15 protein-coding genes are annotated in these 12,001 nt (G+C 61.6%); 12 read left to right on the top strand and 3 right to left on the bottom strand.

All coding sequences use genetic code 11. From position 1 onward, the window contains the following. The first annotated feature begins 6 nt into the window (after positions 1-6). The 3 genes from rbsK (at position 7) to ACGLHT_RS16350 (ending at position 2,478) form a co-directional block, all read left to right on the top strand. A complete protein-coding gene (rbsK, locus tag ACGLHT_RS16360) occupies positions 7-915 on the top strand; it encodes a ribokinase (protein WP_274120239.1) in 909 nt (302 codons plus the stop codon). After that, on the top strand, positions 912-1,310 hold the full coding sequence (gene rbsD, locus ACGLHT_RS16355; protein ID WP_061550488.1) for a D-ribose pyranase: 399 nt from the start codon (positions 912-914) through the stop codon (positions 1,308-1,310). Before rbsK ends, rbsD begins: the two co-directional genes overlap by 4 nt. Before the next feature lie 166 nt (positions 1,311-1,476). Then, on the top strand, positions 1,477-2,478 hold the full coding sequence (locus tag ACGLHT_RS16350) for a nucleoside hydrolase (RefSeq protein ID WP_274120240.1): 1,002 nt from the start codon (positions 1,477-1,479) through the stop codon (positions 2,476-2,478). On the opposite strand, the gene ACGLHT_RS16345 is transcribed toward ACGLHT_RS16350, so the two are convergent. Further along, positions 2,450-2,662, bottom strand: a complete 213-nt coding sequence (locus ACGLHT_RS16345; protein WP_003260960.1) for a hypothetical protein — start codon at positions 2,660-2,662, stop codon at positions 2,450-2,452. The two genes, ACGLHT_RS16350 and ACGLHT_RS16345, sit on opposite strands and share 29 nt — an antisense overlap. A 276-nt stretch (positions 2,663-2,938) precedes the next feature. Between ACGLHT_RS16345 and ACGLHT_RS16340 the strand changes: the two genes are divergently transcribed. Then, on the top strand, positions 2,939-3,259 hold the full coding sequence (locus ACGLHT_RS16340; RefSeq protein WP_003260961.1) for an I78 family peptidase inhibitor: 321 nt from the start codon (positions 2,939-2,941) through the stop codon (positions 3,257-3,259). 365 nt (positions 3,260-3,624) lie between these two features. On the opposite strand, the gene ACGLHT_RS16335 is transcribed toward ACGLHT_RS16340, so the two are convergent. Next, positions 3,625-3,837 (bottom strand): cold-shock protein, encoded by a 213-nt coding sequence (locus tag ACGLHT_RS16335; RefSeq protein ID WP_003250656.1) that lies wholly within the window; start codon positions 3,835-3,837, stop codon positions 3,625-3,627. A gap of 162 nt (positions 3,838-3,999) precedes the next feature. Then, positions 4,000-4,305 carry a hypothetical protein gene (locus tag ACGLHT_RS16330; RefSeq protein WP_025338540.1) on the bottom strand — a complete coding sequence of 102 codons (306 nt, stop codon included), beginning with the start codon at positions 4,303-4,305 and terminating at the stop codon, positions 4,000-4,002. 338 nt (positions 4,306-4,643) lie between these two features. Here ACGLHT_RS16330 and thrS point away from each other — a divergent pair, with 338 nt between their 5' ends. The 8 genes from thrS to ACGLHT_RS16290 all read left to right on the top strand — a co-directional run bounded on the left by thrS (position 4,644) and on the right by ACGLHT_RS16290 (position 11,940). After that, complete coding sequence (thrS, locus tag ACGLHT_RS16325) at positions 4,644-6,566, top strand: threonine--tRNA ligase (protein WP_013972004.1); 1,923 nt, start codon at positions 4,644-4,646, stop codon at positions 6,564-6,566. Continuing rightward, complete coding sequence (gene infC / locus ACGLHT_RS16320) at positions 6,566-7,117, top strand: translation initiation factor IF-3 (RefSeq protein ID WP_013972005.1); 552 nt, start codon at positions 6,566-6,568, stop codon at positions 7,115-7,117. The genes thrS and infC overlap by 1 nt, the downstream gene beginning before the upstream one ends. A 61-nt stretch (positions 7,118-7,178) precedes the next feature. Next, positions 7,179-7,373, top strand: coding sequence for a 50S ribosomal protein L35 (rpmI, locus tag ACGLHT_RS16315; protein WP_003250667.1), 195 nt, complete (start codon positions 7,179-7,181; stop codon positions 7,371-7,373). A gap of 27 nt (positions 7,374-7,400) precedes the next feature. Next, a complete protein-coding gene (gene rplT, locus ACGLHT_RS16310) occupies positions 7,401-7,757 on the top strand; it encodes a 50S ribosomal protein L20 (RefSeq protein ID WP_003250671.1) in 357 nt (118 codons plus the stop codon). Between the two features lie 109 nt (positions 7,758-7,866). Further along, positions 7,867-8,883 (top strand): phenylalanine--tRNA ligase subunit alpha, encoded by a 1,017-nt coding sequence (gene pheS / locus ACGLHT_RS16305; RefSeq protein WP_013972006.1) that lies wholly within the window; start codon positions 7,867-7,869, stop codon positions 8,881-8,883. Positions 8,884-8,914: 31 nt separating this feature from the next. After that, positions 8,915-11,296: a phenylalanine--tRNA ligase subunit beta gene (gene pheT / locus ACGLHT_RS16300; protein WP_274079367.1), complete on the top strand. Its 2,382-nt coding sequence runs from the start codon at positions 8,915-8,917 to the stop codon at positions 11,294-11,296. 4 nt (positions 11,297-11,300) lie between these two features. After that, positions 11,301-11,603 (top strand): integration host factor subunit alpha, encoded by a 303-nt coding sequence (gene ihfA / locus ACGLHT_RS16295; RefSeq protein ID WP_003250679.1) that lies wholly within the window; start codon positions 11,301-11,303, stop codon positions 11,601-11,603. Further along, positions 11,584-11,940: a MerR family transcriptional regulator gene (locus tag ACGLHT_RS16290; RefSeq protein ID WP_003250681.1), complete on the top strand. Its 357-nt coding sequence runs from the start codon at positions 11,584-11,586 to the stop codon at positions 11,938-11,940. The genes ihfA and ACGLHT_RS16290 overlap by 20 nt, the downstream gene beginning before the upstream one ends. Positions 11,941-12,001 lie beyond the last annotated feature (61 nt).

Genomic DNA, 12,001 nt, shown 5'->3' with positions numbered 1-12,001 from the left:
AATGTCATGAGTGCCAAGGTCGTGGTAGTCGGTAGCCTCAACATGGACCTGGTGGCCCGCGCCCAGCGCCTGCCCCGGGCCGGCGAAACACTCCCCGGCGAAAGCTTTTCCACCGTGCCGGGCGGCAAGGGGGCCAACCAGGCGGTGGCCGTGGCGCGCCTGGGCGGCAGCGTGGCGATGATCGGCAACGTTGGCGACGATGATTATGGCCGGCAACTGCACCGGGCCTTGTATGTGGAAGGCATCGACTGCCAGGGCGTCAGCACCTGCCAGGGCGTGTCCAGCGGTGTGGCGCTGATCACCGTGGATGCCGCCAGCCAGAACTGCATCGTCATCATCCCCGGTGGCAACGGCCTGCTGACGCCGCAGTCGGTGCAGCGGTTCGATGCGCTGCTGCAGGCGGCCGAGGTGATCATCTGCCAGCTGGAAGTACCAGCCGACACCGTGGCCTGGACCCTGGCCAGGGGGCGTGAACTGGGCAAGCGGGTGATCCTGAACCCGGCGCCGGCGACCGGCCCCTTGCCGGCGGACTGGTTCGCCCACATCGACTACCTGACGCCCAACGAAAGCGAGGCCGAAGCCCTGACCGGCGTGGCGGTGGCTGATCTGGACAGTGCCCGGCGCGCTGGCGAGCGCTTGCTGCAACTGGGCGCGGGCAAAGTGATCATCACCCTGGGCGCGCAAGGGGCCTTGCTGGTCACCCCTCAGGGCCACCAGCACTTCCCCGCGCCGGTGGTGCAGCCGCTGGACACCACGGCAGCCGGCGATACCTTTATTGGCGGCTTTGCCGCTGGCCTGGTGCGCGGCCTGGAGGAGGGCGAAGCCATCGCCTTCGGCCAGCGCGCCGCGGCCCTGTCGGTTACCCGCGCCGGCGCCCAGCCGTCGATTCCCTACCTGGCGGAGCTTGCGCCATGAAGAAAACCCCACTGCTGAACGTCGCCCTGTCGCGGACCATCGCCGGCATGGGGCATGGTGACATCCTGGTGATCGGCGATGCCGGGCTGCCGGTGCCGCCGGGTGTCGAACTGATCGACCTGGCCGTCACGCCCGGCCTACCGGATTTCGCCAGCGTGTTGCGGGTTGTGCTGAGCGAATTGCAGGTAGAGCGCCACGTGCTGGCCGAAGAGATGCAGAAAGTGGTGCCGCCGGCGCTGGTCGAGATCGAGCGGCTGAAGGGCAAGCTGGGCAAGCGCGAATGGCTGAGCCATGAAGATTTCAAGGAATTGTCACGCAGTGCCCGTGCGGTAGTGCGCACTGGCGAGTGCCAGCCCTACAGCAACATCGCGCTGATTTCCGGCGTGACCTTCTAGCTCGTCGTTTTGGTCAACGCAGAACCCCTGTGGGAGCGGGCATGCCCGCGAACACCGGCAACGCCGGTGCCATACACCGAGTTGGATTCTTCGCGGGCACGCCCGCTCCCACAGGGGGATTGCGGTTTGCCTGAATAATTATGCTCTGGCAACAGGAGTGCCACCCATGCTCAAACCCCTGCTACAAGGAATCGCCCTCATGGCCGCAGCCACCACCCTCCAGGCCGCCCCCATCGACCTGATCATCGACACCGACCCCGGCGCCGACGACGTGGTCGCGCTGTTCCTGGCCATGGCCTCGCCCGACGAACTCAACATCCGCGCCATCACCACCGTGGCCGGCAACGTGCGCCTGGAAAAAACCTCGCGCAACGCCCGCCTGGCCCGCGAATGGGCCGGCCGCGAAGACATCCCGGTGTATGCCGGCGCCGCTCGCCCGCTGGTGCGCAAGCCGATCTACGCCGCCGACGTGCACGGCGAAGAAGGCCTCACCGGCATCCAGGTCCACGAACCGAAAGCGCCGCTGGCCCAGGGCAATGCCGTGCAATACCTGGTCGACACCCTGGGCGCCGCCAAGCCCCACAGCATCACCATCGCCATGCTCGGCCCACAAACCAACTTGGCCCTGGCGCTGATCCAGCGCCCGGTCATCGCCAAAGGCATCAAGCAGGTGGTGGTCATGGGCGGTGCCCATTTCAACGGCGGCAACATCACCCCGGCGGCGGAATTCAACCTCTATGCCGACCCACATGCCGCCGAAGTGGTGCTGGCCAGCGGCGTGCAACTGACCTACCTGCCGCTGGACGTCACCCACAAGCTGCTGACCAGCGACGCCCGCCTCAAGCAACTGGCGGCGGTGAACAACCAGGCCAGCAAACGGGTGGTGGATATCCTCAACGCCTACATCACCCACGACATGGACCTGTACGGCATGCCCGGCGGCCCGGTGCACGACGCCAGCGTCATCGCCTACCTGCTCAAGCCCGAGCTGTTCAGCGGCCGGCGCATCCATATGAGCATCGACAGCCGCGAAGGCCCCAGCTTCGGCCAGACCCTTGCCGACTGGTACGGCGTGCTCAAGCAGCCTGCCAACGTGATGTGGGTGGAGGAGGGCGATGCCCAGGGCCTGTTCGACCTGCTCAGCGCCCGTTTGGCGCGATTGGAATAGCCGTGTGCGGCGCGTAGCGCTCGAACACCTGGTCGAAGAAGCTGCGTGCCGCCTCGGCGCCGCGATCGCGCACCAGCAGGTCGATGGCAATCAGCAGCAACTCCTCCGGCGTGCCAGGGCTGTACGCGCTCTGGCCTTCGGCCCATTTGACCTTGATATCGGCTTCGATGCTGTGGCTGCTCATGAAAGGCTCTCGCTTGGGGCCCGGGACGAAGGGGCGAACACCTGACCCTGGTGTTCGATGGAGGCGGGGTGCGCTCCACTTCTTGCACTAAATCATGACTTTGCGTCAGTGACCTTGCGGCTTAAGCATATGGCAAACGCAGCAGGTTGTGCAAAATCCGGTCACGATTGCGTTTTCGCCTCGGCTGGAGAGTTCAGGCAGACTTGACCGGTTTTGCAACAAAAGATGAGCGGAGCTGTCGGATCAGACAGTTCCCGGACCGATTTAGGAGGCTTCATGTTCCGTACCCGTGCTTACCTGGCAACCCTGGCGGTGGCTGCTGTCCTGGCTGGTTGCAGCACTGGTGGCAATTCTGCTGGTGGCGCTGCGCCAGCCACGCCGGCAGGCAACGACGGCCGCTGCGAAGCCAGCGGCGCCGATTTCGCCATTGGCAAGCCCGCCAGCGCCGAGCTGCTGGAGCAGGCGCGCAAGGCCAGTGGCTCGCAGATGGCCCGCATTCTCAAGCCGCACGACGTGGTTACCCTCGAGTACCGCTCCGAGCGCTTGAACCTGAACGTGGACGAGCAGGGCAAGGTAGTTCGCGTCAACTGCGGCTGATACGCGGTCCTTGTGGGAGCGGCCTTGTGTCGCGAAAGGGCCGCAAAGCGGCCCCGGCCATTGATGCTGCGAAGCTGAAACCCTGGGGTCGCTACGCGCCCCGTCGCGACACAAGGCCGCTCCTACAAGAAAGCGAGGGTGCGGCCCTGGCAAGCTTTGACGCGGTCCCTGTAGGAGCGGCCTTGTGTCGCGATAGGGGCGCAAAGCGGCCCCGGCCATTGATGCTGCAAAGCTGAAACCCTGGGGCCGCTACGCGCCCCGTCGCGACACAAGGCCGCTCCTACAAAAAAAACGAGCGCGTGCAGCCTGGCAAACGGCCATAAAAAAACCCGCCACAAGGGCGGGTTTTTTTACAGCTATCCGAATTACTCCGGACGAACCTGTGCAGCCTGCATGCCCTTCTGGCCGCGCTCGGCGACGAAGGAAACAGTCTGGCCTTCTTTCAGGCTCTTGAAGCCGTCAGATTCGATGGCCTTGAAGTGAACGAACAGGTCGTCGCCGCCGCCTGCTGGGGTGATGAAGCCGTAGCCTTTCTCATCATTGAACCATTTGACGGTGCCTTGTTGGCGATTGGACATGGGTGAATCTCCAGAACATTTAGTTTTTTCAGTGGTGCAATGCGGCCGAGGCTACGGAGCACGGAACACATCATAGTCTAATTCTGCGCATCTAGCGCCTTTTACCTTCGCAGGATATTGATCCAGCTCAAAGAATGGCTGGTCTGCTCTGGCTTTAAGGTTTCAGCTCTTCGGTGCGCAGGCCTGTTTCACGACCGTCTGGGCCTTCTGCATCAGCTTGGCGTCCACGCCATCGTTGCTGTCGAGGTCGGCAATCTCCGCGTCGGTGAAATTCTTTTTGATGGTTTGCGCGCCACAGTCGCAGTGTTTTTTCGCGGTCGCAGCGTCAACGCCTTGGCCTTGAGCCACTTGCGTGCACTGGCTCATGTAGGCGGCTTCCTTCCCGGCCGGGAAGTTGCCGGCGTTCGCAGCCATGGGCAGCAGCAGGGCCCCAGCGGCCGCCAGGGCCAGAAGAGACGGAACTCGCATAACCAGTTACTCCTTGGGTTAAGGTCTCATCAAGAGTAGGTTGCTTCCCAAGGTCTGATAGGAATTTTTCCGCGTTAGTTCACCGCTGCGGCGTAATTTCCAAATATTTCTGCCTGGCATGCAACCCGCGTGCTAGCATGCCCGGCTTGCAGCTGACAACTTGCAGCCTGCAGCTATCTTTTTTCTTTCCAGTCACTCTGGTTCGTCCCTGGCAAGCCGAAAGGCTTCTGCCACTGTGAGGCAGGCTTCCCGTTGCGGGAAGGCAGGTCGGATCTTGTACTGGCTCATCCCAACCCACGTGACCTTTGGTAGGGGTCACCACTAGGAGAGGAGGCGCCATGCCCGTTATTACTCTTCCCGATGGCAGTCAACGTTCGTTCGATCATGCCGTATCCGTAGCCGAAGTCGCCGCTTCCATCGGCGCCGGCCTGGCCAAGGCCACCGTGGCCGGCAAGGTCGACGGCAAACTGGTCGATGCCTGCGACCTGATCAGCAACGACGCCACCCTGCAGATCATCACCCCTAAAGATGAAGAGGGACTGGAGATCATCCGTCACTCGTGCGCCCACCTGGTCGGCCACGCGGTGAAGCAGCTGTACCCGACCGCCAAGATGGTGATCGGCCCGGTCATCGACGAAGGCTTCTACTACGACATCGCCTACGAGCGCCCCTTCACCCCTGAAGACATGGCCGCCATCGAAAAGCGCATGATGGAGCTGATCGACAAGGACTACGACGTCATCAAGAAGGTGACCCCGCGCGCCGAAGTCATCGATGTGTTCAAGGCCCGTGGCGAAGACTACAAGCTGCGCCTGGTCGAAGACATGCCGGACGAGCAGGCCATGGGCCTGTACTACCACGAAGAATACGTCGACATGTGCCGCGGCCCGCACGTGCCGAACACCCGCTTCCTCAAGGCATTCAAGCTGACCAAGCTGTCCGGCGCCTACTGGCGCGGCGATGCCAAGAACGAGCAGCTGCAACGCGTGTACGGCACCGCCTGGGCCGACAAGAAGCAGCTGGCTGCGTACATCCAGCGCATCGAAGAAGCCGAAAAACGCGACCACCGCAAGATCGGCAAGCAGCTCGACCTGTTCCACCTGCAGGAAGAAGCCCCGGGCATGGTGTTCTGGCACGCCAACGGCTGGACCGTGTACCAGGTACTCGAGCAGTACATGCGCCAGGTCCAGCGCGTCAACGGCTACCAGGAAATCAAGACCCCGCAGGTTGTCGACCGCATTCTCTGGGAGCGTTCCGGCCACTGGTCCAACTACGCCGAGAACATGTTCACCACTTCGTCGGAAAGCCGTGACTACGCGGTCAAGCCGATGAACTGCCCGTGCCACGTGCAAGTGTTCAACCAGGGCCTGAAGAGCTACCGCGACCTGCCGCTGCGCCTGGCCGAGTTCGGTGCCTGCCACCGTAACGAGCCGTCCGGCGCCCTGCACGGCATCATGCGCGTGCGTGGCTTCGTGCAGGACGACGCGCACATCTTCTGCACCGAAGAACAGGTGAAGAAAGAAGCCGCCGACTTCATCAAGCTGACCCTGGACGTGTACAAGGACTTCGGCTTCACCGACATCGCCATGAAGCTGTCGACCCGCCCGGCCAAGCGCGTGGGTTCCGAAGAGCTGTGGGACCGTGCCGAAGGCGCACTGGCCGACGCCTTGAACGAATCGGGCCTGGAGTGGGAATACCAGCCGGGCGAGGGCGCCTTCTACGGCCCGAAGATCGAGTTCACCCTGCGCGACTGCCTCGGCCGTAACTGGCAGTGCGGTACCCTGCAGTACGACCCGAACCTGCCGGAACGCCTGGATGCCAGCTATATCGCCGAAGATAACAGCCGAGTTCGCCCGGTCATGCTGCACCGCGCCATCCTCGGTTCGTTCGAGCGCTTCATCGGCATGCTGATCGAGCACTACGCTGGCGTGTTCCCGGCCTGGCTGGCACCCACCCAGGCCGTGATCATGAACATCACCGACAAGCAGGCCGATTTCGCCCTCGAGGTGGAAAATACCCTGAATGGTAGCGGTTTCCGTGCCAAGTCGGACTTGAGAAATGAGAAGATCGGCTTTAAAATCCGCGAGCATACTTTGCTCAAGGTCCCGTACCTTTTGGTTATAGGGGATCGCGAAGTCGAAACGCAGACCGTCGCCGTACGCACCCGTGAAGGCAAAGACCTCGGCTCCATGCCGGTGGCTGAATTCACGCAGCTGCTCAACAGCGCTGTTGCCCAGCGCGGTCGCCTAGAATCGGAGTAATGACTATTAAGCGTGAAATGAGAAACGATAAACGAACTGCACCGAAAGCCCCGATCAACGAGAATATCTCGGCACGCGAGGTTCGGTTAATTGGCGCTGACGGCGAGCAGATTGGCATCGTCTCGATTGATGAAGCGCTTCGTATCGCTGATGAAGCGAAGCTGGATCTGGTGGAAATCTCCGCCGACGCGCAACCGCCCGTCTGCAAGGTGATGGACTACGGCAAGCACCTCTTCGAGAAGAAGAAGCAGGCCAACGAAGCCAAGAAAAACCAGAAGCAGATCCAGATCAAAGAAATCAAGTTTCGTCCAGGGACGGAAGAAGGGGATTACCAGGTAAAACTACGCAACCTGGTACGTTTCCTTACCGATGGGGACAAGGCCAAGATCTCTCTGAGATTCCGCGGCCGTGAGATGGCCCACCAGGAGCTGGGCATGGAGCTGTTGAAGCGGGTCGAAGCCGACCTCGCCGAATACGGCTCCGTTGAGCAGCATCCGAAGATGGAAGGACGCCAGCTTATGATGGTCATCGCCCCCAAAAAGAAGAAGTAATCTCCCGGGCACGGCAGGCCTGATGATTATTGTGTAATTTTATCGAATGCGGAGTTCCAACATGCCAAAAATGAAAACCAAGAGCGGTGCTGCGAAGCGCTTCCTGAAGACCGCTTCCGGCTTCAAGCACAAGCACGCTTTCAAGAGCCACATCCTGACCAAAATGTCGACCAAGCGTAAGCGTCAACTGCGCGGTGCCAGCCTGCTGCACCCGTCTGACGTGGCAAAAGTCGAGCGCATGCTGCGCGTACGTTAATTCTGGTTTAGATAGAGGAAGTTACTCATGGCTCGTGTTAAGCGTGGCGTCATCGCTCGTAAGCGTCACAAGAAAATTCTGAAACTGGCTAAAGGCTACTACGGTGCACGCTCGCGCGTATTCCGCGTTGCCAAGCAGGCTGTCATCAAGGCAGGTCAATATGCCTACCGTGACCGTCGTCAGAAGAAGCGTCAGTTCCGCGCACTGTGGATCGCTCGTATCAACGCCGGTGCCCGCACCAACGGTCTGTCCTACAGCCGTCTGATTGCTGGCCTGAAAAAGGCTTCGATCGAAATCGACCGTAAGGTTCTGGCCGATCTGGCAGTGAACGAAAAAGCGGCGTTTGCTGCGATTGTCGAGAAAGCTAAAGCCGTTCTGGCTTAAGTACCCGCGACAATCACCCGGCGGCGCTAGCGCCGTCGGGCATTGAACGTCATCGATAGGGGAAGAGCCTTCAAAGCTCTTCCCCTATTTTCGTATCTGGAGTCTGTACATGGAAAACCTGGATGCGTTGGTCTCCCAAGCCCTAGAGGCCGTGGAGCGCGCTGAAGACATCAATACCCTGGAACAGATCCGGGTGAATTATCTCGGCAAGAAAGGCGAGCTGACCCAGGTGATGAAGACCCTGGGCAACCTGCCAGCCGAAGAGCGGCCGAAAGTCGGCGCGCTGATCAACGACGCCAAAGAGCGCGTTACCGTTGTGCTCAATGCCCGCAAGGCCGCCTTCGAAGAAGCCGAGCTCAGCGCTCGCCTGGCTGCCGAATGCATTGACGTCACCCTGCCAGGCCGCGGCCAGGCCACCGGTGGCCTGCACCCGATCACCCGTACACTCGAGCGCATCGAGCAGTTCTTCACCCACATCGGCTACGGCATTGCCGAAGGCCCAGAGGTGGAAGACGACTACCACAACTTCGAAGCGCTCAACATCCCCGGCCACCACCCGGCCCGGGCGATGCACGACACCTTCTACTTCAATGCCAACATGCTGCTGCGCACCCACACCTCGCCGGTGCAGGTGCGGACCATGGAGTCCACCCAGCCGCCAATCCGCATTGTCTGCCCGGGCCGCGTATACCGCTGCGACTCGGATATCACCCACTCGCCGATGTTCCACCAGGTCGAAGGCCTGCTGATCGATCGCGATATCAACTTCGCCGACCTCAAGGGCACCATCGAAGAATTCCTGCGCGTGTTCTTCGAAAAAGAACTGGCGGTACGTTTCCGCCCATCGTTCTTCCCCTTCACCGAGCCGTCCGCCGAAGTCGACATCCAGTGCGTGATGTGTTCCGGCAAAGGCTGCCGCGTGTGCAAGCAGACCGGCTGGCTGGAAGTGATGGGCTGCGGCATGGTGCACCCGAACGTGCTGCGCATGTCCGGCATCGACCCTGAAGAGTTCCAGGGCTTCGCCTTCGGCATGGGCGCCGAGCGCCTGGCCATGCTGCGCTACGGCGTCAACGATTTGCGCCTGTTCTTCGATAACGACCTGCGGTTCCTTGCCCAATTCCGCTAGGCCCAATCGACGCACATTCTAGGAGAACAGCATGAAATTCAGTGAACAGTGGTTGCGCGGTTGGGTAAACCCGCAAGTCTCCCGTGACGAACTGGTCGCCCGCCTGTCCATGGCCGGCCTCGAAGTCGACAGCGTTACCCCCGCTGCCGGCCAGTTCAGCGGCATCGTCGTGGGCGAAATCCTCGCCACCGAACAACACCCGGACGCCGACAAGCTGCGCGTGTGCCAGGTAAGCAACGGCCAGGAAACCTTCCAGGTCGTGTGCGGCGCCCCTAACGCCCGCCCAGGCATCAAGATCCCGTTCGCCATGATCGGCGCCGAACTGCCAGGCGACTTCAAGATCAAGAAGGCCAAGCTGCGCGGCGTCGAGTCCTTCGGCATGCTGTGTTCGGCTGCCGAGCTGCAGATCAGCGAAGAGAACGACGGCCTGCTGGAACTGGCTGCCGACGCCCCGGTTGGTGAAGACATTCGCCAGTACCTGAGCCTGGACGACGCCAGCATCGAAATCGGCCTCACCCCCAACCGCGGCGACTGCCTGTCCATCGCCGGCCTGGCCCGCGACGTCAGCGCCCTGTACGACACCCCGGTCACCCGCCCGGTGGTGCCAGCCGTACCGGCTGCCCACGACGAAGTGCGCCCGGTCGAAGTCAGCGCCCCGGCTGCCTGCCCACGCTACCTGGGCCGCGTCATCCGCAACGTCGACCTGAGCAAGCCGACCCCACTGTGGATGGTCGAACGCCTGCGCCGCAGCGACGTGCGCAGCATCGACGCCGCCGTCGACATCACCAACTACGTGATGCTCGAACTCGGCCAGCCGATGCACGCCTTCGACCTGGCAGAAATCAACGGCGGCATCTGCGTACGCATGGCCGAAGAGGGCGAGAAGCTCGTCCTGCTCGACGGCCAGGAAGTTGCCCTGCGCGCCGACACCCTGGTAATCGCCGACCACACCCGCGCCCTGGCCATTGCCGGCGTCATGGGTGGCGAGCACAGCGGTGTGAACACCGAAAAAACCCGCGACCTGTTCCTTGAAAGCGCCTTCTTCGAGCCGATCTCCGTCGCCGGTAAAGCCCGTTCCTACGGCCTGCACACCGACGCCTCGCACCGCTACGAGCGCGGCGTAGACTCGCAGCTGGCCCGCGAAGCCATGGAGCGCGCCACCCAGCTGCTGCTGGACATCGTCGGCGGCGAAGCCGGCCCGGTTGTCGAAGCCGTCAGCGAACAGCACCTGCCGCAAGTGGCCCCGGTCACCCTGCGCGCCGAACGCATCACCCAGATGCTCGGCATGGAAATGGACCCAGCCCAGGTCGAGCAACTGCTCAACGCCTTGGAGCTGACCACTACCAAGACTGAAGAAGGGCAGTGGACTGTCAATATCCCAAGCCACCGCTTCGACATCAGCCTGGAAGTGGACCTGATCGAAGAGCTGGCCCGCCTGTACGGCTACAACAACCTGCCGGTTCGCTACCCGCAAGCCCGCCTGGCCCCCCAGGGCAAGCCGGAAACCCGCGGTGACCTGCCGACCCTGCGCCGCCTGCTGGTTGCCCGCGGCTACCAGGAAGCCATCACCTACAGCTTCATCGACCCGAAACTGTTCGAACTGTTCAGCCCGGGCGTAGAGCCGCTGCTGCTGGCCAACCCCATCTCCAGCGACATGGCCGCCATGCGCGCGTCCCTGTGGCCGGGCCTGGTCAAGGCACTGCAGCACAACCTGAACCGCCAGCAAGACCGCGTGCGCCTGTTCGAAAGCGGCCTGCGCTTCGTCGGCCAGCTCGGCGACCTGAAGCAGCAGCCGATGATCGCTGGCGTTGTCACCGGCAGCCGCCTGCCAGAAGGCTGGGCCAACGGCCGCGACGGCGTCGACTTCTTCGACGTGAAGGCCGACGTGGAAGCCCTGCTGGGCTACTCCGGCGCCCTGAGCGACTTCACCTTCAGTGCCGGCAAACACCCAGCCCTGCACCCAGGCCAGACCGCCGCCATCGAGCGTGACGGCAAGCTGGTCGGCTACCTCGGCGCCATCCACCCAGAGCTGGCAAAAGCCCTGGACCTGGACCGCCCGGTGTTCCTGTTCGAGCTGGTGCTGGGCGATGTGGTCGAAGGCCGCCTGCCAAAATTCAGCGAGCTGTCCAAGTTCCCGGAAACCCGCCGCGACCTGGCTTTGATCGCAGGACGTGATGTAGCTTCTAGCTCGGTGCTTGAAGTAATTCGTGACAATGCAGGCGAATGGCTCACAGACCTCAGGCTGTTTGATGTCTACCAAGGTAAAGGCATTGATCCTGATAGAAAAAGCCTTGCCGTCGGCTTGACCTGGCAGCATCCATCGCGCACTCTTAACGACGATGAGGTGAACACTACCCTGCAAAACATCCTCACCTCGCTCGAACAAAGGTTGAACACCACGTTAAGGAAATAACGGCATGGGTGCTCTGACGAAAGCTGAGATGGCCGAAAGGCTGTACGAGGAGCTGGGGCTTAACAAGCGTGAGGCCAAGGAACTGGTCGAGCTGTTTTTTGAAGAAATTCGGCACGCACTTGAAGAGAACGAGCAGGTCAAGCTGTCCGGTTTCGGCAACTTCGACCTTCGCGACAAACGCCAGCGGCCGGGCCGCAACCCCAAGACAGGGGAAGAAATCCCGATCACCGCACGGCGCGTCGTCACCTTTCGTCCAGGGCAGAAGTTGAAGGCCCGGGTTGAGGCCTATGCTGGAACCAAGCCATAACGACGAACTGCCCCCCATACCGGGCAAAAGGTACTTCACCATTGGTGAGGTGAGTGAGCTTTGTGCGGTAAAACCGCACGTGCTGCGGTATTGGGAGCAGGAGTTCGATCAGCTCAATCCCGTGAAGCGGCGGGGGAACCGGCGGTATTATCAGCGGCAGGATGTGCTGATGATTCGCCAGATTCGCGCGCTGCTTTATGACCAGGGGTTCACTATTGGTGGGGCTCGGTTGAGGCTCTCAAGTGATGAGGCCAAGGATGAGTCGAGCCAGTACAAGCAGCTGATTCGGCAGATGATTGTCGAGTTGGAGGATGTGTTGGTGGTGTTGAAGAAGTGACCTGGGTTTTTGATGAGTGAAATTTTTTTTGAGAAAAAGCTTTCATTTATCAGGAGGTTAG

This window comes from Pseudomonas sp. PsB (genome assembly GCF_043658375.1).
Taxonomy (GTDB): domain Bacteria; phylum Pseudomonadota; class Gammaproteobacteria; order Pseudomonadales; family Pseudomonadaceae; genus Aquipseudomonas; species Aquipseudomonas putida_Z.
The sequence above is the reverse complement of the archived record's forward strand: the minus strand, read 5'-3'. Positions and strand labels throughout refer to the sequence as shown.

Coding starts and splice junctions, on each gene's coding strand:
- ihfA (WP_003250679.1), top strand. CDS start 11,301: ATGGGTGCTCTGACGAAAGCTGAGATGGCCGAAAGGCTGTACGAGGAG.
- thrS (WP_013972004.1), top strand. CDS start 4,644: ATGCCCGTTATTACTCTTCCCGATGGCAGTCAACGTTCGTTCGATCAT.
- infC (WP_013972005.1), top strand. CDS start 6,566: ATGACTATTAAGCGTGAAATGAGAAACGATAAACGAACTGCACCGAAA.
- pheS (WP_013972006.1), top strand. CDS start 7,867: ATGGAAAACCTGGATGCGTTGGTCTCCCAAGCCCTAGAGGCCGTGGAG.
- rbsD (WP_061550488.1), top strand. CDS start 912: ATGAAGAAAACCCCACTGCTGAACGTCGCCCTGTCGCGGACCATCGCC.
- ACGLHT_RS16340 (WP_003260961.1), top strand. CDS start 2,939: ATGTTCCGTACCCGTGCTTACCTGGCAACCCTGGCGGTGGCTGCTGTC.
- rplT (WP_003250671.1), top strand. CDS start 7,401: ATGGCTCGTGTTAAGCGTGGCGTCATCGCTCGTAAGCGTCACAAGAAA.
- ACGLHT_RS16335 (WP_003250656.1), bottom strand. CDS start 3,837: ATGTCCAATCGCCAACAAGGCACCGTCAAATGGTTCAATGATGAGAAA.
- ACGLHT_RS16290 (WP_003250681.1), top strand. CDS start 11,584: ATGCTGGAACCAAGCCATAACGACGAACTGCCCCCCATACCGGGCAAA.
- rpmI (WP_003250667.1), top strand. CDS start 7,179: ATGCCAAAAATGAAAACCAAGAGCGGTGCTGCGAAGCGCTTCCTGAAG.
- rbsK (WP_274120239.1), top strand. CDS start 7: ATGAGTGCCAAGGTCGTGGTAGTCGGTAGCCTCAACATGGACCTGGTG.
- ACGLHT_RS16330 (WP_025338540.1), bottom strand. CDS start 4,305: ATGCGAGTTCCGTCTCTTCTGGCCCTGGCGGCCGCTGGGGCCCTGCTG.
- pheT (WP_274079367.1), top strand. CDS start 8,915: ATGAAATTCAGTGAACAGTGGTTGCGCGGTTGGGTAAACCCGCAAGTC.
- ACGLHT_RS16350 (WP_274120240.1), top strand. CDS start 1,477: ATGCTCAAACCCCTGCTACAAGGAATCGCCCTCATGGCCGCAGCCACC.
- ACGLHT_RS16345 (WP_003260960.1), bottom strand. CDS start 2,662: ATGAGCAGCCACAGCATCGAAGCCGATATCAAGGTCAAATGGGCCGAA.